Raw genomic sequence first — 19578 nt, 5'->3', positions numbered from 1 at the left:
CAAAAAACACCAACCCGCCGCCAGTACGGCACAATAGAACCACAACCCCGTGGCCCCGTTTTCAATTGGCGCTATTGGCCCCATTTTCGGTTGGCGTTAACAGATGACGACGCGGAGGGACGGCAGGCCCGAATTAGCTTTTTAGCTGACAAGCTCGCACTGTGATCAACTGAGTTCAGGCGATTCTGGTTCCAAGTCATCCATCCAGCCCAACACGGTCTGCTGGCGGTGGCCGACAGCGAAACTTAGGACCTGATCCCTGGTTTTCGACATCTGGCTGTTGTTTGGTGACCCTTCGAAGCGGGTAGCATTACCCCAACCCGTCGGGTTTTACGCATAGGTCGTCCTTACATAACTGTTGGCTCATCGGAGTCCGAGTTTGACCTCGTCAAGCGATCCGGCCAAAACGAGAGGTATCGAAGTTGGATCTGAGCGACTACGTGCGAATTATGCGGCGAAATTGGATGCTGATAGTCGCCTGTGGCCTGTTGGGAATCTTTGGCTCGGGCGGGGCTTCACTATTAATCGAGCCCACTTACACCGCGCAAACTAGATTGTTTGTAGCAATCCAAAGCTCGGGGTCGGCGTCCGACCTCCAGCAAGGCAATACGTTTAGCCAGGCTCGGATGCAGTCGTATGTCGAGACAGTCGGAACACCAGCTGTACTCCAGCCGGCAATCTCAAGTCTTGGGCTAGACGTGTCAGCTGCTGACTTGGCGGCGAAAGTAAAAGCAAGTGCCGACCTCAAGACCGTAATCATCACAATTGCAGCATCAGATTCATCGCCTGTTCAGGCAGCCGCCATTGCTCAGGCTGTGGGCAACAGTTTAGTGAAAACTGTGAGTGATCTAGAAAGCCCGGCACAGGGAGGTTCTTCACCGGTGAAGCTATCGGTTGTTACCCCTGCCGTTGCCCCGGATGAACCCTCGGCGCCAAACACACGGCTAAACGTAGCCCTTGGCGGGTTGATCGGTTTCTCCTTGGGCCTAGGCCTCGCTGCGCTTCGCACTGTCCTGGACACCAAGGTGCGCGGCGAAACAGATCTACGGAGGCTCACGTCCGCACCACTCCTTGGCGGCATTTCATTTGACATCGACGCCACGAAAAAGCCATTGATAACACAAGCCCCGGCTCAGAGTCCGAGGGCTGAATCCTTCAGGCAGGTTCGAACGAATCTACAGTTTGCACATGTCAGCCAAAATTCGAAGACGGTCTTGATAACATCTTCATTGCCTGGCGAAGGTAAGAGCACGACCGCCACAAATCTGGCGATTGCCATGGCACAGGCAGGCCAAACGGTTGCTTTGATCGAGGCCGATCTCCGTCGACCTCGAGTGAGTGAGTACCTAGGCCTGGAGCGAAATGCGGGACTAACGACTGCGTTGATCGGCCAAGCAGATGTGGACGAACTTCTGCAGCCTTGGGGGGAGCACCAGCTCTACGTCCTCACGTCCGGGCAGATACCGCCCAATCCGAGTGAGCTACTGGGCTCTGAAGCGATGAAGAATCTTTTGAGTCGCCTCGAGCAGACATTCGACGCTGTCGTTATCGATGCTCCACCGCTCCTCCCTGTCACGGACGCAGCTGTTCTGGCACAGCAGGTTGGCGGAGTCGTTCTCGTCGTGGGCTCCTCAAAAGTCAAGGCACCCGACTTACAAAAGTCACTGGCTGCTTTGGAGATGGTTAATGCCAATCTGTTGGGCGTCGTCCTGAACCTCCTTCCGACGAAGGGTTCCGATGCCTATTCGTACAGCTACTACAGCCACGAGTCGACAGAATTAAAAGAAGGCAATGTCATGTCTGACGCTCCCGCGACCGATTCAACCTCCACTTCGCTAGATTTTGACTCCATCGTGTACAGGGAACCAACTGTCAGAAGCGAACGAACATTTGGCCAGCATTGATGGCTAGTTTCGTTACAATCGTTTGGCCATGAGGCAAGGCATCTGAACATCAATTTCCTGCCAATTTGGTTCTGGGTTAGCTATCGAATCTGATGGCGTTGATCCGATCTGGGCTCGGTTCAATCCCTGCAATGCATACAGTCAAATGGAAGCCATTTACTACAATTGGATGGCCCGTCGCATGGCATGACAGCGAATCGGTAGCAGACACCCATCGTTATCGACAAATAATAATTTCAGGGCTCATCAGGTTTTACCGAAGCTCGTTAACGGGAAAGGGGCGACCGCGTTGGGGGCATCCGAGGATTGGCGTGTTCGAACTTCCCGCTTATTGCAGGCCTGTGATGCTTTTGTGATTTCTTGGGCGGTGCTGGGTGCGTACATTACACGCTTTGGAATAGAAGCAGATTTCTCGGACGTCAACGAGCAGGCCGCATATTTCGTGCTGTCACTCTTCCTGATCGTCGTTTGGTGGCTCATGCTTGGTGCTTGGAACAGTCGCCATAGTCGTATTCTCGGAGCAGGTGCCGATGAGTATAAGCGCGTTGCGGCTGCTTCACTTTGGCTTTTTGGTTTGATAGCTATCTTTTCGTACGTCCTACGCATGGACACTGCTCGCGGTTTTGTAGGTTTCGCCTTGCCCGTCGGCTTGATCGGGCTACTGACTGCACGATGGCTTCTCAGACAACATCTGAATGTGGAGCGACTTGGCGGCAAGAGCATGTCCCGTCTTCTTCTTATTGGAGGCCCCAGCGCAGTCGCTCATCTGGCGTTTTCGCTGCAGAGGTCCAGAGAGTCGGGCTATCTGCCCGTCGCCGCATACACGCCTGGAGTCGTCGACACGGTCGAGATAGAGCCGGAATCTGGCCTGCCGATACTAGGACGAGCTGCTGACACGCCCTCAATTTTGGACGCCATCGGGCGATGCACAGCCGACGCTGTGGCAATTTCGGCTGGGGTTCAGTTGCATCCCCAAACTCTTCGTCATCTCGGATGGGAATTGGCTGCGCGAAACGTAGGTTTGATCATGGCTCCCGCGTTAACCGACATCGCGGGTCCTCGAATTCACACTCAACAGGTGTCGGGGCTACCGCTAATTCATGTAACGACACCGACACTGGAGGGCGGGCAACGGGTTGCAAAGCGACTCTTCGATGTCGTGGTTTCCGGTCTCCTGATCGCATTCGCATCGCCCTTGATGCTGGCAGTCGCTGTGATGGTGAAGTTGGACAGCGGGGGTGCTGTTCTCTTCAAACAAGAACGCGTCGGCATCGAAGGCAAAGTATTCCGGATGCTTAAATTCCGATCGATGGTGTCTGATGCCGAAGATTTGTTGGCCGCCCTGTCGAACCGTAATGAAGGCTCCGGCGTACTTTTCAAACTCCGGGACGATCCACGCGTTACAAGGGTGGGCGCGTTTTTGCGCAAGTACAGCCTGGACGAATTACCACAGCTCTTCAACATTTTTTCAGGTTCAATGAGCCTTGTCGGCCCTCGGCCTCCTCTTCCCCGTGAGGTTGAAGCTTACGAGCATGACGTTAGAAGGCGCTTGTTGGTGAAACCGGGGCTCACTGGACTCTGGCAGGTGAGCGGACGGTCGAATCTTTCGTGGCAAGACTCGGTGCGCCTCGATCTGTATTACGTGGAAAACTGGTCCTTGGCCGGTGACCTGATTATCATCCTTCGCACAGTGCGTGCTGTTTTGCACAGCACGGGTGCGTACTAACAGCTCATGTCAAAGACACACACCCTGGAGAAGGACCCAAAATAATGCGAATTTCCGTTATCGGCTGCGGCTATCTCGGGGCCGTTCACGCCGCATGCATGGCGAAGCTCGGGCACGAAGTCGTGGCTGTAGATGTGGATGAACGGAGAATCAACGAACTGTCTGCCTCGCGTGCCCCCTTCTACGAACCCGGCCTTGAAGATCTGCTGAGAGACGTTCAAGAAACCGGGCGCCTAAACTTTACAACGGATCTATCTGCCGTCGAGACATGCGATGCCCACTTCATTTGTGTCGGGACGCCGCAAAAAATGGGCGAAGGAGGCGCAGACCTCTCCTACGTCGACGCTGCGACGACAGCATTGCTGCCATATGTTTCGCCAGGAAACATTATCGTAGGAAAATCAACAGTGCCTGTCGGTACCGCGTCGCGCTTGTCCGATCTGTTGGAGACGCAAGAACCCGCAGCCCATTTAGTATGGAATCCCGAATTTCTTCGTGAGGGGCATGCAATCTCGGACACACTTCATCCGGACAGAATTGTATACGGCGTACCGGGCGGTTCAGAGGATCACGCCGCCGTGGCCATGCTAGACGAGATATACGCAACCCAGTTGGCTACTGGTACCCCGCGATTGGTTATGGACCATGCGACCGCAGAACTTGTAAAGACGGCGGCGAATTCTTTTCTTGCCACAAAAATTTCCTTCATAAACGCGATGGCGGACCTCTGCGAGGCTGCGGGGGCCGACGTGACACGTTTGGCTGATGCCATAGGCTTGGACGACCGCATTGGACGGAAGTTTCTGAATGCGGGGATCGGTTTCGGCGGTGGATGCTTGCCGAAGGATATCCGCGCATTCATGGCACGGGCAGGTGAGCTCGGTGCCGATCAAGCCCTAACATTTCTCCGAGAAGTAGATGCTATCAATATGCGACGGCGTTCGCGGGTTGTCGAAATAACTCGCGAACTATGTGGCGGAGCACTTCTAGGCATGCGGATCACCGTCCTCGGCGCGGCTTTCAAACCTGAAAGCGATGATGTGCGCGACTCCCCCGCCCTTAGTATCGCAGCGCAGCTCCAACTTCAAGGAGCAATCGTGACGGTGACCGACCCCAAGGCTCTCGCTAACGCAGCAGGTCGCTTCCCAGAACTCCACTACGAAGTTGACGCCGTGACGGCGGTCCTCGATGCCGATGCGTTGCTCCTGCTAACAGAGTGGCAGGAGTATCGCGACTTAGATCCATATGAGTTGGCGGGATCGATGTCACAGCCCCGGGTCCTCGATGGCCGGAATGTCCTCAACGCCGAAAAATGGCGTGCGGCCGGGTGGACTTACCGCGGCTTGGGGCGACCCTGACGATGACTAAGAATCACGGTTCAAGCACTCGGAGTCCTTCAAGCTCTCGCCGGAAAGGCAGTCGCCGGCCACTTCTAATCTCTTTGGCTTCCTTGTGCGCCTTGGCGATCATCACCGTAATGGGAGCGGCCTGGCTGGCAAACAAGGGATCGGCAATTGAGTCCGAGCTCAACGCGGCGACACTCTTGATCCCGCCTTTGAAAGAAGCAATCTCCGCTGACAACCCCAGCGACGCGGCTGCCACAGTCGAAAAACTTCGAGCCCACACCGCCGCAGCGGAAGAGGCTGCGAACGCCCCTCTCTGGAAGTTAGCTTCAAGCTTGCCCGGCGTCGGCGCAAACTTCATTGCGGTGGCCGAGGTAGCGCGTTCAGCCGACGATGTGGCCTCGCTCGGACTGGAACCGCTCGTGAGTGTTTATAGTTCCCTTGATTGGGAAGCGCTGCTCCCCAGCAGCTCAGGTACCGATCTCGCACCGTTGGAGGAAGCCTCGCCAAGCATCTCGGCAGCTGCGCATGCTGTTCGGCTGTCAGCGGATAGGCTCAATCAGATTGATGCCAGCAACCTGTATCCTCAAGTGGCGGACCCATTGACTCGCGCAAGAGACCAGTTGAACGAAGTAACTGGAGCCCTCGATGCGGCCGCTAACGCGTCGAACATTGCGCCGGGCATGCTCGGTGCAGTGGGTCCACGCAATTACCTCCTCATCATCCAAAACAATGCCGAGTCTCGGGCTTCCGGCGGCATACCCGGTGCACTCGCTGTCCTGAGTCTCGACAAGGGAAAGCTGACGCTCGGGGCTCAGAGCAGCGCCGGCGCAGTGGGGGTGATGTCGCCGATCGTGCCGATTGACCTGGAGCAGCAACACATCTACTCCACGCGCGTCGGCAAGTTCATGCAGGACGTGAACCTCACACCCGACTTTCCAACGGCAGCCAGCACGGCTCAGACTATGTGGGAGCGGAAGACCGGTCAGCGTGTTGACGGCGTAATTTCCATCGATCCCGTCGCACTGAGCTACATTCTGGATGCCACAGGCCCCGTGAACGTCAGGCAGCCGGAGCTGGTGGCCCTGGCGGCCGTGGGCTTGCCTACTGAGTTGACCGGTAAAAATGTCGTCCAAACTTTGCTGTCTGACGTTTACGCCAAAATCGAACAGCCTAGCCTCCAAGATGCATACTTCGCCGGCGTGGCACAAGAGATTTTTACAGCGTTGGCCGACGGCAAAGGAAACTCAAGGGGCCTAATCGACGGGCTAACGCGCGGGACGGCCGAGGGCCGTGTATTGGTCTGGTCCGGGTCGTCCGCCGAACAATCCGTCATAGCAAAGTACGCCCTGAGCGGTTCCATTTCTGGACCCAGCGTTTCCCCCGCCCAGTTCGGTGTTTACTTCAACGACGGCACTGGCGCGAAGATGGACTACTACGTCAAGCGGACAGTCCAACTAATAAAGGAATGTTCCAAGGACGGTTACGAGCAAACAACCGTGCGCATCACGAGTACCAACTCCGTCCCGGCCATTTCGGTCACCTCACTCCCGCGCTACGTAACCGGTGACGGCATCTTCGGAGTACCCCCGGGTTCTGTCCAAACGAATATTGCGGCCTATGGGCCCGTTCAAGCCAACGCAGAGACGGCGAAATTGGACGGAGAGCGGACCGACTTTGCTCCGTTCGTCCACAGCGGCAGGCCTGTGGGTCTCATGGCTATCAGACTAGCGCCGGGCGAAAGCAAAACAGTGGAGTTCACTTTCGGGAAGATTGTGCAACATACGGAACCTAACGTCGTTGTCACTCCGACTGTCCAGGCGGTCAATGATGTGATCTTGCCCACAGAAATTCCTACATGTGAGTAACAGTTATAGACAACGCGTTAACACTATGTAAACCGACTGGATTGAGATTGCTCCTTGCTCAAGGTGGATGGTAACGTCGTTGTGGGATATCTATCCGGGATTTCTGCACCGGTCTCGTGCGGAGAGGAAACCTCCTCAATTCGGGTACATCAAAACTTAAACGTCTCCGGGGGGACAAAAATGAAAAAAACGCTCGCAGCACTCGCACTTGCAGGATCTCTGGCGCTCGTCGGCACTGCGCCGGCCACCGCCGCCAACTACCCGCCCATCCCGCCGCAGGCAGCAGTTTCTGACGGCACCGTTGGCCCGGGCGAGCAGTTCGTCTTCCGTGGCCGTGGTCCCTTCGCTGGGGAATCACTCACCATCCGCGTAACTCCGGGCAACCCGCCCGCAGCTTCCGGCGCCACCTTCGGTGGCACGTCAGTTGTAGGAAAGATCAGCGTTTTCACTGAAGCGCAGACTCTGGCCGCTCAGGCGGACGCTCAGGGCAACTTCTCGGTTCCGATCACCATCCGCGAGGCTGGCACCTACCTCGTCACCGCCACGGGCAACACCAGCGGTAACACAGTTGGCCCCGTCACGGTTGTTGTGGACCCAAGCTTCGCCAGCAACGGCGCCCCGCTCTCCAACACCGGTGGCGGCGCTGCACTCGCGAACACCGGAGCTGGCCTTGCCAACACCGGTGCTGACTCGGGTCTCATCCTCTGGACTCTGGTGGGCGCAGGCGCACTGGCCGCCGGCGCAGCCTCCGTGGTTGTTGTACGCCGCCGCGCCAAGAACGAGGTTGCTGCCTAACAGCTGCACCTTCCAAAACACCAAAGAGGGTGGGTGGTTCTCCGGTTTCCCGGAGAACCACCCACCCTTTGGCATTTAATGCTCGACGGACTCAACCATCGAGTAGGCAGACGCAGGCACCGGCCCTGTGGTATCTATTTGACCTATGGGGAGACATTGGCGCAAGACACCGTGGCAGTGGGATCTGTCCGCCCCACTCCCCCGCCCGCAGGCAATGCCCTATGTACTGCTCATGCTGCTGGCCCTGGCCGCGCTGGGAATGGCTGCCCTGGCCCTGCTGAGAACCACCTGAGGGTCCATTGAGGCTCCCACCCACTCCGAGGCTTTGGCGCGCTGTCCTCGTGGCCATGTTCCTGCCGCTGGCTCTCGTTGCTTTCTGGCCCAGCCCAGTCGATCAACCCGTGCAGAGCCAGCTCGCCAGCGTCCTGAGATTCCTCCACACAAACGGAATTCCCGCCTGGTTCAATTACCAATTCGTCGAAGCAGCCGCCAATGTAGCGCTTTTCATTCCGTTCGGCGCAGTTGCGGCCCTGGCATATCCGAAAAAACGCCTGTGGCAGCTCGGAATTCTTGGATTGATTATCTCGGGCTGCATTGAACTGGGCCAGCTGCTGTTTCTTCACAATCGGTTTGCAAGTGCGCTGGATATTGTCACAAACACTGGAGGGGCCGTAATTGGCGCTCTCCTGGTCGCTGCGGCCCTTAAACGCCTGCAGGCCCGCCGCTGGTCAGCGGCAGGCCTGTAGAGCGTCACAGAAGCGTCAATAGCTAGCCAACAAAGGCCTTAAGCCAAGTCTTCAGGTCATCTCCGAATTCCACGCGCTCGGAAGCCAGCGTGATGACTGCCTTCAGGTAGCTCAGCTTGTCGCCGGTATCGTAACGGCGGCCTTTGAAGACCACGCCGTACACGCCCGAGCCTTCGCCCTCACCGGCCGCCAGTGTCTGGAGGGCATCCGTCAGCTGGATCTCGCCGCCGCGGCCGGGCTCGGTGTTCTCCAGAACGCCGAAGACCGACGGGTGAAGCACGTAACGGCCGATGACGGCCAGGTTTGAAGGCGCTTCGTCTGCAGCCGGTTTCTCCACCAGGCTGTTCACCCGGACGAAGTCCTCGCCCTCAATGGCGGCGATGTCCGCGCAGCCGTAGGCGCTTATCTCTGAGGGATCCACCTCGATCAGGGCGATGACGGAACCGCCCGTCTTCTGCTGCACCTCCATCATGGTGGACAGCAGGGTCTCGGCCTCGTCGATGAGGTCGTCGCCCAGGAGGACGGCGAACGGTTCGTTGCCTACATGCTGGCTGGCGCACAGCACCGCGTGGCCCAGACCCTTGGCTTCGCCTTGGCGGACGTAGTGGATAGGACCAAGGTCGGATGCCTCGTGGACCAAGTCCAGGCGACCCTGATCGCCCTTCAGCTCCAGCGCGCGCTCCAAGCCGGGTTCACGGTCGAAGTGGTCCTCAAGGGCGCGCTTACTACGCCCCGTGATCATCAAAATGTCGTCGAGGCCGGCCTTGACGGCTTCCTCCACGACGTACTGGATGGCCGGGCGGTCAACCACCGGCAACATTTCCTTCGGCATCGCCTTAGTGGCGGGCAGGAAACGAGTCCCCAGGCCGGCAGCAGGAATGACGGCTTTAGTAATAGATTTCCCCATTGTCATAGGTGAACCTTACAAAATCGTTGGCAAAAAAGTGCAATTGATTTCGACAGGCTCAATCACCGGGCCTTTGGCCTCGACAAGCTCGACCACCGGCTCCTCGCTCAATCACCGGCCGTCGAAGACAGGCGCCCGCTTCTCCTGGAATGCACGGAAGCCCTCGGCGTAGTCTGCACTCTTGCAGAGGCGGGCCTGCTCGGCGTTTTCCTCGGCCATGGCGTCCCACAGGCCCAGCCGCTGGTCGCGGATGTGCGCCACCAGCTCTTTGCTCGCCGTGAAGGCACCCGTAGCCCCGGCGGCAACCTTCGTCACAATTTCCCGGGCATTAGCCAAAAGTTCATCCGCCGGCATCGCCCGGCTGAACATCCCTTGCGCCACGGCCTCGCTGCCGGACATGAGTTCTGCCGTGTAGATCAGGTCCAGCGTCCGGTGCATGCCCAGCCGCTCGGTGAAGTACCAGTGCCCGCCCGAATCCAGGGTTGCTCCCAGCTTGGCGAACGGCGAGCCGAACTTGGCGTTCTCCGCCACGTACACCACGTCCGTGGCCAGCAACAGGCCCAGCCCCACCCCCAGGCACGCGCCCTGGGCAGCGGCGAACGTCGGAGCCGGGAACGCGCTCATCTTCTTCAGCAGCGGCTGCACCAGCCCGGCCAGGTACGCCTCGGCGTCGTCCGTCTCCGGCGTGACGTTCTGGATGTCCCGGCCCGCGCAGAAGGCGCGGCCCTCTCCCCTGAGCAGCAGTGCCCGCACCTCACCGCGCGAGGCAGCGGCAGCGGCGTCGTCGTACGCCTGTGTTAAATCAGCGAGAGCCTGCTCGTCGAGCGAGTTCAGCTTGTGGGGCGCGTCCAGGACCACTTCGGCGACGTTGTTTGCGATGGAGAGGGAGATCATGGGTTCCTTACACGTCGAAGTCGACTGTTACGTCTTTGCTGGTGGGGTGGCTCTGGCAGGTCAGGACGTACCCCTTGTCCAGTTCATCCTGCTCCAGCGCGTAGTTTTCGTCCATGGTCACGGTGCCGGTGACCAGTTTGGCGCGGCAGGTGCCGCACACTCCCCCGGCGCACGCGAACGGCACATCCGCGCGGACCCGCAGCGCGGCGTTCAGGATCGATTCGCGGGCGTGCGTGGGGCTGGCCACCTCGCCCTGCAGGCCGTCCAGCTTGAACGTGATCTTGTACGTCTCTTGGGATTCGTCCACCACCACGGGGCGGCCTGCGTGGCCCTCCGGGCGGTCCGGCTTCCCGCTCGTGAACAGTTCGAACCGCACGTGCTCCGGCTTCACCCCGCGCTCGGCCAGGGTGTCCCGGCACAGCTGCACCAGCTCGAACGGCCCGCACAGGAACCACTCGTCCACATCGTCGGCGTGGATGGCGGTGCCCAGCAGCTGCTGGAGCTTCCCGGCGTCGATCCTTCCGGACAGCAGCGGCGCGATCCGCTGCTCGCGCGACAGCACGTGGTGGATGGCCAGCCGCTGCGGGTACTTGTCCTTCAGGTCCGCCAGCTCCTCCAGGAACATCACGTCCATGGCGGCCTTGTTGGCGTAGATCAGGTCAAAGCGCGTCTCCGGGTTGGCCGCCAGCAGTGTCCGGGCGATGGCGATCACCGGGGTGATGCCGCTCCCCGCCGCGATGGCCACAAACGTGCCCGGCTCCTGGGAGGCGGCCTCCCCCGCGAGCTCCTCCGGGTGGTTCATGGAGTTCATGACGTTCTGCTCCACGGCCTTGCCGTCGCGGCCGTGCTTGGACACAAACGCGCCCATGGGGCTCATGACGTCCAGGGTGTCCCCCGCCTTCAGCTCCGCGTTGGCCCAGGAGGAGAACAGCCCGCCCAGGTCCTGCTTCACAGCCACCCGGATCTCGCTGCTGCCGTCCGGGAAGCTGCGCGGCTCGGCGCAGATGGAGTAGCTGCGGCGCACCTCATGCTGCTCGCCGTTCTCATCCTGCAGCGTGGTGCGCAGGGCCACGTACTGGCCGGGCAGGTAGTCGAACTGGCCGGCGAGCTCTTGGGGGACGCCGAAGGTCACCTCGATGGCGTCCTCGGTCAGCCGGCGCACCTCATTGACGGTCAGGGTGTGGAAGGACGGACGACGGCGGCCGCTGGCTAGCGCCGATTCGGCGGCGGTCTGGCGCACAACAGGCATGGGGCTTCCTTACAGGACTTTGAAGTAGTCGAACGGTTCCAGGCAGTCCTTGCAGACGTACAGCGCCTTGCAGGACGTGGAGCCGAACCGGGTGAGCTCCTTGGTGTTCAGGCTGGAGCACTGGGGGCATTTGACGGCCATTTTGAGCCTGATGGGGCCGTGATGGCCTCCTGCCGCTGCCATGCCCGACGGCGGCGCGATGCCGTACTCCTGCAGCTTCGCCTTCCCGGCGTCCGTCATCCAGTCCGTGGTCCAGGCCGGTGCGAGCACCAGGTCCACCTCTGTGGCTTTGTAGCCCTCCCTGGCGAAGGCTGCCTTCAGGTCGTCGCGGATGGCGTCCATGGCCGGGCAGCCCGAGTACGTGGGCGTGATGGTGACGCGCACGCTGTGTTCCGCCGTGACCTGCACGTCGCGGAGGATCCCCAGGTCCTCGATAGTGAGCACGGGAATTTCCGGATCGCAGACCGTGGCGGCGATGTCCCACGCCTGCTGCTGTTGTGTCTGCTCCTGCGCAGCGGTGGCCACGGCGGTCACCAGCTTGCTCCGGGGTACTCGCGCGCCAGCACTTGCATCTCCGCGAGGACGTAGCCCAGGTGCTCGGAGTGCCGGCCATGCCGCCCGCCGCCAGGGGCAGCCGGCACATCCGGCACCTCCAGTTCGGCTTCTTTGAGGACTTCGCCGGTGAGCCGGTCAAAGTCGGCTTTCAGCGTTGAAGGCTCGACGGCGGCGCCCGTTTCAGCCAGGCGTGTGGTCAGCTCGTCGTCCTGGAAGAGCTCGGCGACGTAGGGCCACATCTGCTTCAGGCCTTGGATCATCCGGGCGCGGGATTCCTCGGTGCCGCCGGCCAGGCGGAGGACCCACTGGGCGCTGTGGTCCCGGTGGTAGTCCACTTCCTTCACGGCCTTGGCGGCGATGGCGGCCAGGGTGGCGTCGCTCGACTGGGTGAGCCTGCGGTACAGCTCGAACTGGTAGTAGCTCACCACGAACTGCCGGGCGATGGTGGCCGCGAAGTCGCCGTTGGGCTGCTCAAAGATGGCGGCCGACCGGAACTCGTGCTCGCGCCGGAAGTACGCCAGCTCGTCCTCGGTTTTGTCCCAGGCGCCGCCCGCGTACGTGAGGAAGCTCCGGGCGTGGCCCAGTTGGTCCAGGGCGATGTTGCCCAGTGCCACGTCCTCCTCCAGCTCGGGGCCTCGGGAGATCCAGTGGCCAAGGCGCTGCGCGAGGATCAGGCCGTCGTCCCCCAGGCGCAGCGCGTACTCGGCCACGTCCTCGGTGGGCTTCGCCAGGCCGGTGCGGACTTCCAGGGCGATGTCCTCCGGGCGGAGGGCGTTGCCGGGCGTGATGCGGGTGGCGGACTCGTTGCTCACAGGTGCTTCACCCCTTCGCTCTTGGTGTAGTACGTGGCATGCCGGTAGTCCTTGCCCTGCGGGGATTCGAAGAACGAACCCTTGGAGTCGGGATCGCTGGCTGCGATGGCGTCGGCCGGGACCACCCAGATGGACACACCCTCGTTGCGGCGGGTGTAGAGGTCGCGGGCGTTGCGCAGGGCCATGGCGGCGTCCGGCGCGTGCAGGGACCCGGCGTGGACGTGGGACAGTCCGCGGCTTGACCGGACAAAGACCTCCCACAGGCCCCAGGCGTTGCGGTCGGTGGTTGCCTCCGGGCCTTGTGTCTCGCTCATGCTGCGTATTCCTTTGTCTTCAGTGACTGTTTTGCTGCATACGCCGCGGCTGCCTCGCGGACCCAGGCGCCGTCGTCGTGCGCTTCCCTCCGGCGCTCCAGGCGCTGGGCGTTGCAGGGGCCGCGGCCGGCGAGGACTTCGTGGAACTCGTTCCAATCCAGCGGGCCGTGCTCCCACTTTTTGGTGTCCTCGTTGAAGCGGATCTCGCTGTCCGGGAGGGTGAGGCCCAGCACGCGGACCTGCTCCACCATCATTCCCACGAAGCGGCTGCGGAGTTCGTCGTTGCTGAAGCGCTTGATGTTCCAGGCCATGGACTGGCGGGAGTTGGGCGAATCGTCGTCCGGCGGGCCGAACATCATCAGCGCCGGGGCGTACCAGCGGTTCACGGCGTCCTGGGCCATCCGCTTCTGCTCCGGGGTGCCGTGGGCGAGTTCCAGCAGGATCTCGAAGCCCTGCCGCTGGTGGAACGACTCTTCCTTGCAGACGCGCACCATGGCGCGGCCGTAGGGGCCGTAGGAGGCGCGGCACAGCGGCACCTGGTTGCAGATGGCGGCGCCGTCCACCAGCCAGCCGATGGCACCCATGTCCGCCCAGGTCAGGGCCGGGTAGTTGAAGATGCTGGAGTAGCGGGCCTTGCCGGCGATGAGATCGGCCATCATCTTGTCTCTTGTTTGACCGAGCGTTTCGGCGGCCGAGTACAGGTAGAGCCCGTGGCCGGCCTCGTCCTGGACCTTGGCCATCAGGATGGCCTTGCGCTTCAGACTCGGGGCGCGGGAAATCCAGTTGGCTTCCGGCTGCATCCCGATGATCTCCGAGTGGGCGTGCTGGGAAATCTGGCGCAGGAGGGTCTTGCGGTAGGCGTCCGGCATCCAGTCTTTTGGTTCAATGCGGGAGTCCTCGGCGATCACGCGGTCAAAGTTGGCCTGACCGTCCGCGTCTTGGCGGTCCTTGGCCTGGCTGTCCGCGGCTTGGCGGTCCGCGTTACGCGGGGCGTTGGCTTCCATGGTTGCTCCTATGCACCTGCCTGGATTGGTTCGATTTATTTACCGACCGTTCGTTCAGGATATGCGCAGGGCGCGGAGGGCGTCAAGGAGGGGCCCGGTGGTTGAACTCGCCGAAACCGGGTCTCGACGAGCTCGACCACCGGGCCGCGGCGACGCGCACGTTCCTTGTCGACGCGCACATTCCCTGACGCGGCCCGTATTCCGTGAGCGTCAGAGCGGATGCGGGTCGATCGCGATCGTGCGCGTCGACGGTGGCGCAGGGGGTTTTCCACATGGCGGCAGCCTGATCTGTCGCACAGGGCGCGCAACTGGCATCTTCGGTACATGACCGACCTTCCACCGCTCCTTTTGGCCCGCGACCGCATCCAGCACGGACTGACCGCCAAGGACCTTGCCAAGGGTGTCAAGGCCGGCTCGCTTGTCCGGATCCGGCACGGCGTCTACACCGACGGCCCCGCGTGGAATCGACTGAAGCCCTGGGACCAGTACCGGCTCCGCATCAGCGCGGCGGCGGAAACCTTCGAACGTCCTACTGTGTTTGCCCGACATTCCGCCGCGTCCGTCTGGAGCATTCCCACCATTGGCCTGCACCATCCTGTCCACGCCCTGACGATGAAGAACGACGGCGGCCGGTCCCGTGCCGGGGTTGCTCGCCACTTCGCTGATCCGGCGGGTCTGACAGTGGTCCAGCGGGAGGGCCTGCTCGTCACCGGCCGCCTCCGCACTGTGCTGGATCTGGCCGCGTTTACGCCGTTTACGGAGGCGGCCACCCCGTTGGACCACGTGCTGAAACCGGACCGCGCTCTGCGACTGAGGGCCCTGACCAAGGATGAGTTGGTGACGGGCATCGGCGCGAACTACTCGGCGGCGGCCGGGCGAAGGATACTGGCCGCCTTGGCTTTCGCGGATCCAATGTCCGGTTCGGCGGGAGAGTCCTACAGCCGCGCGCTGATCCAGGTTGCCGGTTTCGAAACGCCGGTCCTGCAGCAAGCCATCCACGACAAGGACGGGCTTGTGGGCTATGCCGACTTCTACTGGAAGCTGGCCAAGGTGGTGGGAGAATTCGATGGCGTGGAGAAGTACGTCAAACCGGAGTTCCTCAAGGGCCGAACAGTATCGCAGGTGGTGGTGGAGGAAAAGAAGCGCGAGAACAGAATCCGGGCCACGGGATTCAACGTGGTGAGGTGGGACTGGGCCGATCTAAAGGAGCCGGGGAAGCTGGAAGGCATGCTGGCAGCGGCCGGCGTGCCCCGCCGTCGTGCGCGTTCTGCGGAACTCGACGCGCGAAAGACCCTATGACGCGCACACGCCCTGTCGCTACCGGTATTCCGGTAGCGACAGGGCATATGAGCAGCGCCACGCAACCTCCACGCTGTCGCACACATGCAACGTGAATCACGATATTGCGTATAAGCAAGATCGGTTCGGCGGTTTTTGGAGAGCAACCGGGCAGGAGCGTCCCGGATTGAAGGGTGACAGCCTAGGGCCAGCGTTCGACGTCGGCTCGTATGTGGGCAAGCTGTGCCCTGAGCTCCGGCAGACTGCGGGCCGCCGTTTGCCACACGGTGTCGTTGAGAATGGCCGCGTAATCGTGTGAGAGCACATTCCGGAGGCCGCCCATCTGACGCCACGGTATCGCGGGGTACTGCTCGCGTACCGGTTCGGGGATCCGATCCGCGGCAGTGTTCAGGTCAATGAGGATGGACTTCATTGCCTCGCGCGACCGCCAATTTCCCGGATCGTTGAAGGCAGGCTCACCTTCATCCACGATCTGCTGCGCCCAGCCCAGCCGCACCTCCATGTCTCCGATCAGCTGGAGGACCCTGCCCTTCGGTGCCGTTGCGAGCGAGAAGGTCGGATCCGTCTGCTCACGGGGCGCGAACTGGCCGCCCACGGAGACATCTTCGGGGTGCCCGCTCACAGGGGGACTGCTTCGCTGAGGATGCGCTCCATGATAGGGCCCCCTGAACCCGATGGGACGATGTCCACTTCCACGCCGAGCAGATCAATCATGTCCAGGCGGAAGCCGGACAGGTCGAAAAGCGTGGCGCCCGGTTCGAGGTCAACCAGAAGATCGACATCGGATTCCGGCGTGTCCTCGCCCCTTGCCAACGACCCGAAAACGCGGACATTATGTGCTTTGTATCTGTGGGCGATCGCCAGTGTCTCGCCGCGGTGTTCAGCGAGGATCTCCGATGGCCGGCGCCTCAATACTTTCATGATCCTGTCAAGGGTTTCGGGCCGGGGGATGCGCTTCCCGGATTCATATGCCGAGAGATTTGGCTGGCTCACATGCGAGAGCTCTGCTAGCCGTTTCTGGCTCAGCCCGGCACGAACCCTCTTCGCGGCGATCTCGCTGGTCATAGGTCAAGTATATCGGGGCGATATAAGTCTGGCGGGGAGCATCTGGGCAGGAGGGCCAACCCGGCTCACCGGTCGGACAGGATCCGGCTCTTGGCACGGCCGATAACCGTTGGCGCATAGCTGCAGAGTGCCCAGTACGCCGAGCCTGCGGCCAGTGAGGCCACGACGGCGAGGGCGGGGCTGAGCTCAACTACCAGCGGGTAGACCAGCCAATGCACCAGATAGATGTTCAGGGACGCGCTGGCCAGCAGAACGGTGAGGCGCCGGAGCCCGGCCGGGACGGGAATGCTGGGCAGCCACAGGAGCAGGAGTATCCCGGCCAGGACAGTCAGTTCACGGGCGGGGTTGTCGAAGAACCCCGGGATGGTCAAAGCGGCCACCAGGCTCACGGTGCAGCGCTGAAGGATGTGACGGGCCCGGGCAACCGCCCATCCCAGCGCGAAAAGCCAGAATATGGGCGGTGTGTGCGGAATTCCCGGCTCAAAAAGCTCATAGCGTGTAAGGAGTCCGGCGGCGAGGAGTACCAGCGGAAAAAGGAACGGGAAGCGCTTTTCGGCCCGGCTGACCCAGGGCAGGGCGAGCAACGCCGTCATGCTGACCAGCAGGTAGACGAGCACCTCGATGAACCAGAAATGCGACCGGGTGGTCACCTCTTCGGGTCCGATGATGGCGTTGAGGAGGAAGATATTCGCCAGGCTGTATCTGTCGGTGATCAGGTAGGCGAAGCCGATGAAGGCCATGCTGGGGATGATGACCCTGGCCAGGCTGGCGGCTTGTTTCCGCAGCCGCGGCACACGTTCCCCGGAGAGCTGGAACCGGGCGAAGTTGAACCCCGCCACTGCCATGAGCACGTGGGCGGCACCCTGCCAGTGCAGGAATCCGATGTGGGTGCTGACGATCAGGAAAATGGAGACCGCCCGCAGCACGATGCTGGTTTCAAGCCGGGCGAACAGGCGGCGTTTCCGCGGCCGCGGCTGTTCACGGCGGGCCCCCAGCACTCCCACCGGGGTGATGTGCCAGTCCGGGGGCAGATGCCCCAATGCCTGCTCAAGCCGCACGGACGCTGCCACATACGAAAGAGAGTCCCCGCCGAGCGAAACGAACGTGTCGTCGTCGGAAATGTCCGTCAGCTCCAGCGTGTCTTCAAAAATCCGCACCACACTGTCCTGCGGCTTAGCTCCGGAGTTCGCGCTGGATGGCGCGCCTTGACCTGTGGGTTTGGCGAGCGTCAGGACGGCCGGGTAGTCCAGCTTGCCGGACGCCAGACGCGGGAGCTCCGGCACCGCGTGGACTTCCAGGGCAGCTCGGGGCAGGCCTATGCCCTGGGCGAGGAGCTTGCCCAGCAGCGCCGGGTCGTGTTCACCCTCGACGGCGACGACAAGTCCCTGGTCCGTGCCGGCGCTCGCGGCCTGAATACCAAGGTCGGCAAGGATCCGTTCCACTTGTCCAAGGTCGACGCGGAGGCCGACGATCTTGACGAACCGGCTGCGCCTTCCCACGACCTCGTACAGTCCGTCAGCGTTCTTGCGCGCCAGGTCGCCGGTGCGGAGTTCATCCACCGTCCGTCCGAGGCCGAGGTCCTCCGGCGTCTGGGCGTAACCCAGCATCACGTTGGGCCCGGAATAGACCAGCTCCCCATGCTCCAGTCCGGGGACCGGGTCTATCCGGAAGGCGCCGCCGGGGACAGGGATTCCGATGGCCCCTGGCGACGTACCTGCCAGCCGGGGCGGGAGGTATGCCATGCGTGCGGTGGCCTCCGTCTGGCCGTACATCACATAGAGATCCCAGCCGCTCCTTGCGCCCAGTCCGGCGTAGCGCCGGACCAGGTCAGGGCCGAGCCTGCCGCCAGCCTGGGTCACATACCTGAGCGTGGGCAGATTCATCGCGGCGAACCCCACCCGCTCGAGCAACTCGAAGGTGTAGGGAACGGCTGCGAACGATGTGGCACCCTCGCTGCGGAACAGATCCCAGAAGCAGGGGTCCACCACGGACAGATCCGTCAGGACCAGGCTGGCACCGCGCAGCAGGTGGCTGTTGATCACTGACAGTCCATAGCAGTAGGACATGGGCAGCGTGGTCATTGCCCGGTCATACTCCGTGATGCCGAGGTATTCCGCGATGGACTCTGCGTTCGCCTGGAGGTTTTCATAGGACAGCCGCACAAGCTTGGGTGAACCGGTGGAACCTGAGGTGCTCAACAGAAGGGCCAGGTCCGGGTGCAGAGAGTGTACGGTGCCAGGCCGCCGCTCCTCCAGCACTGTCCGGCCGTTCGCCGAACTCAGGATAACGTCCGGATCATAGGCCTCGACCAGGGACTCCAGGGCGGCAGGCTTGTCCGCGGGCAGGAGGATCAGCGGATGACCGGCCGCCATGGCCGCCAAGTACCCCACCAATGAGTCAACATCGTTACCGGCCGTCAGTGCCACCAGGCGTCGTTCGGTACCGAGGCGCCGGCCCAGCTCCTCAACACGGTCGGCCAGTTCCCGATACGTCAGGACCCCGTTGCTGGTGGCAATGGCAGTCCTGTCACCGTTGTCCGCGAGGTTCGCGGCAAACGACAGGCGTTGAAGGTCAAGTTGGGTGCTCATAGCATGGGGTCCATAGGTGTCTTCGGAGAGATTAGGGGAGCCTAACTCCGAAACTTTACACCGAGCCCTGGTGAATTAAGAAACTAAAATATGCCGTATTTCTCCAGCCGCTGGCGTAATGCCGGGGTCTCGACAGGCTCGACCACCGGGGACGTACGACGTCGGCACCCTCGCCGAGTGCCGCCGTCGGACGTTCCTCCCCACTTCCTCCACGACGCGCACATTCCCTTAGGACGCGCACCCGCGCTGTCGACACCCGTATTCGGGGGTCCCCGGCGCGTTTGCGTAGCGCCAGACCGTTTGCGCGTCGCCACGACCGGCGCGCGGCAGGTACTAAATTATCGGCCTGGATAAGTTCAAGAGGGCCCGGTTCCGGCGGGATGGGAATTGCTCATCGAGGCGTCATGATTTCGATGCTCCTATGGTTGTCAAGCGGCGTTTTGGAGGGTTTCGTGGCCTTGTTGGATCTTGATGAGGATGGGATGAATTTCGCGGCAGACGTAGCGTTT

Annotated in this window: 18 protein-coding genes; 8 read left to right on the top strand and 10 right to left on the bottom strand. The window is 61.6% G+C overall.

Going from position 1 to position 19578, the window contains the following annotated elements; genetic code table 11:
* Positions 1-449: 449 nt before the first annotated feature.
* The 7 genes from ACX80M_RS19850 (at position 450) to ACX80M_RS19820 (ending at position 8382) form a co-directional block, all read left to right on the top strand.
* Positions 450-1904 carry a tyrosine-protein kinase domain-containing protein gene (locus ACX80M_RS19850; RefSeq protein ID WP_459310258.1) on the top strand — a complete coding sequence of 485 codons (1455 nt, stop codon included), beginning with the start codon at positions 450-452 and terminating at the stop codon, positions 1902-1904.
* A 289-nt stretch (positions 1905-2193) separates the two neighbouring features.
* Positions 2194-3630: a sugar transferase gene (locus ACX80M_RS19845; RefSeq protein ID WP_459310256.1), complete on the top strand. Its 1437-nt coding sequence runs from the start codon at positions 2194-2196 to the stop codon at positions 3628-3630.
* 44 nt (positions 3631-3674) lie between these two features.
* The gene (locus tag ACX80M_RS19840) at positions 3675-4988 is read left to right on the top strand and encodes a UDP-glucose dehydrogenase family protein (RefSeq protein WP_459310255.1); all 1314 of its coding nucleotides are present in this window, start codon (positions 3675-3677) and stop codon (positions 4986-4988) included.
* Positions 4989-5089: 101 nt separating this feature from the next.
* Positions 5090-6841, top strand: a complete 1752-nt coding sequence (locus ACX80M_RS19835; RefSeq protein WP_459310254.1) for a DUF4012 domain-containing protein — start codon at positions 5090-5092, stop codon at positions 6839-6841.
* A 180-nt stretch (positions 6842-7021) separates the two neighbouring features.
* Positions 7022-7636 (top strand): LPXTG cell wall anchor domain-containing protein, encoded by a 615-nt coding sequence (locus ACX80M_RS19830; RefSeq protein WP_459310253.1) that lies wholly within the window; start codon positions 7022-7024, stop codon positions 7634-7636.
* 145 nt (positions 7637-7781) lie between these two features.
* Complete coding sequence (locus tag ACX80M_RS19825) at positions 7782-7928, top strand: hypothetical protein (RefSeq protein ID WP_459310252.1); 147 nt, start codon at positions 7782-7784, stop codon at positions 7926-7928.
* Between the two features lie 55 nt (positions 7929-7983).
* Positions 7984-8382, top strand: coding sequence for a VanZ family protein (locus ACX80M_RS19820; RefSeq protein WP_459310257.1), 399 nt, complete (start codon positions 7984-7986; stop codon positions 8380-8382).
* Positions 8383-8404: 22 nt separating this feature from the next.
* Here the strand turns inward: ACX80M_RS19820 and galU are convergent, their stop codons facing one another.
* The 7 genes from galU to paaA form a co-directional block, all read right to left on the bottom strand.
* On the bottom strand, positions 8405-9295 hold the full coding sequence (gene galU / locus ACX80M_RS19815) for a UTP--glucose-1-phosphate uridylyltransferase GalU (protein ID WP_459310251.1): 891 nt from the start codon (positions 9293-9295) through the stop codon (positions 8405-8407).
* Positions 9296-9400: 105 nt separating this feature from the next.
* The gene (locus ACX80M_RS19810; protein WP_459310250.1) at positions 9401-10183 is read right to left on the bottom strand and encodes an enoyl-CoA hydratase/isomerase family protein; all 783 of its coding nucleotides are present in this window, start codon (positions 10181-10183) and stop codon (positions 9401-9403) included.
* Between the two features lie 7 nt (positions 10184-10190).
* The gene (paaE, locus tag ACX80M_RS19805; protein ID WP_459310249.1) at positions 10191-11432 is read right to left on the bottom strand and encodes a 1,2-phenylacetyl-CoA epoxidase subunit PaaE; all 1242 of its coding nucleotides are present in this window, start codon (positions 11430-11432) and stop codon (positions 10191-10193) included.
* A gap of 9 nt (positions 11433-11441) precedes the next feature.
* A complete protein-coding gene (gene paaD / locus ACX80M_RS19800) occupies positions 11442-11966 on the bottom strand; it encodes a 1,2-phenylacetyl-CoA epoxidase subunit PaaD (protein WP_459310248.1) in 525 nt (174 codons plus the stop codon).
* Complete coding sequence (gene paaC / locus ACX80M_RS19795) at positions 11963-12799, bottom strand: 1,2-phenylacetyl-CoA epoxidase subunit PaaC (RefSeq protein WP_459310247.1); 837 nt, start codon at positions 12797-12799, stop codon at positions 11963-11965. Before paaC ends, paaD begins: the two co-directional genes overlap by 4 nt.
* The gene (paaB, locus tag ACX80M_RS19790; RefSeq protein WP_252598604.1) at positions 12796-13113 is read right to left on the bottom strand and encodes a 1,2-phenylacetyl-CoA epoxidase subunit PaaB; all 318 of its coding nucleotides are present in this window, start codon (positions 13111-13113) and stop codon (positions 12796-12798) included. The genes paaC and paaB overlap by 4 nt, the downstream gene beginning before the upstream one ends.
* The gene (gene paaA / locus ACX80M_RS19785; RefSeq protein WP_459310246.1) at positions 13110-14117 is read right to left on the bottom strand and encodes a 1,2-phenylacetyl-CoA epoxidase subunit PaaA; all 1008 of its coding nucleotides are present in this window, start codon (positions 14115-14117) and stop codon (positions 13110-13112) included. Before paaA ends, paaB begins: the two co-directional genes overlap by 4 nt.
* A 324-nt stretch (positions 14118-14441) precedes the next feature.
* On the opposite strand from paaA, the gene ACX80M_RS19780 reads away from it, so the two are divergent.
* A complete protein-coding gene (locus tag ACX80M_RS19780; protein WP_459310245.1) occupies positions 14442-15416 on the top strand; it encodes a hypothetical protein in 975 nt (324 codons plus the stop codon).
* Positions 15417-15597: 181 nt separating this feature from the next.
* Here the strand turns inward: ACX80M_RS19780 and ACX80M_RS19775 are convergent, their stop codons facing one another.
* The 3 genes from ACX80M_RS19775 to ACX80M_RS19765 form a co-directional block, all read right to left on the bottom strand.
* Positions 15598-16038 carry a HepT-like ribonuclease domain-containing protein gene (locus tag ACX80M_RS19775; RefSeq protein WP_459310244.1) on the bottom strand — a complete coding sequence of 147 codons (441 nt, stop codon included), beginning with the start codon at positions 16036-16038 and terminating at the stop codon, positions 15598-15600.
* The gene (locus tag ACX80M_RS19770) at positions 16035-16481 is read right to left on the bottom strand and encodes a helix-turn-helix domain-containing protein (RefSeq protein WP_252614630.1); all 447 of its coding nucleotides are present in this window, start codon (positions 16479-16481) and stop codon (positions 16035-16037) included. Before ACX80M_RS19770 ends, ACX80M_RS19775 begins: the two co-directional genes overlap by 4 nt.
* Positions 16482-16546: 65 nt before the next feature.
* Positions 16547-19069, bottom strand: coding sequence for an AMP-binding protein (locus ACX80M_RS19765; protein WP_459310243.1), 2523 nt, complete (start codon positions 19067-19069; stop codon positions 16547-16549).
* Between the last annotated feature and the right edge of the window lie 509 nt (positions 19070-19578).

It is taken from the genome of Pseudarthrobacter sp. MDT1-22 (genome assembly GCF_054511035.1).
The sequence above is the reverse complement of the archived record's forward strand: the minus strand, read 5'-3'. Positions and strand labels throughout refer to the sequence as shown.